The following is a 396-nucleotide window of genomic DNA, read 5'->3' on the forward strand; positions in this document are numbered from 1 at the left end:
GTTTTCCTGTCATTGCGATAGGAGCCACGAAGCACCTTGCCATCAAAGGCGATAATGGGTTTATTATGCGCCTCTCTGTGCTCATTAACCCAGTTTAGCAGGGCTTCAAGTAACGACTCCGCAACAACCGCTTTAAGAATACGGGCTACGGTATGGCGACGTGGAATACCATGTTCAAATGTTCTGTATTTTCTCAGCCAATCTAGTTTGTCTTTCCCAAACAATTCAATATCTTGCCATCCTTCACATCCAGATGCGATGGCGCTAATTACAAGGAACATGACATCGATAAGATCATGCTTCTGATTAATGTCTGACCGAGTGTCTTGGACGACTGATAAGTGTTCGATTAAGTTCAAAATGGCTGTTTGATTGTGGATTTAGCACTATTAGATC

The 396-nt window shown here is 42.9% G+C and carries 1 protein-coding gene; it reads right to left on the bottom strand.

What is annotated here, in order from left to right:
• Positions 1–359: ISAs1 family transposase (locus tag AB4486_RS27815; RefSeq protein ID WP_372120038.1), on the bottom strand; the 359-nt coding region annotated here is incomplete at its 3' end.
• Positions 360–396 lie beyond the last annotated feature (37 nt).

Source organism: Vibrio sp. 10N.222.55.C6 (assembly GCF_041473395.1).
In the GTDB taxonomy this organism is placed as follows: Bacteria; Pseudomonadota; Gammaproteobacteria; order Enterobacterales; family Vibrionaceae; genus Vibrio; species Vibrio crassostreae_C.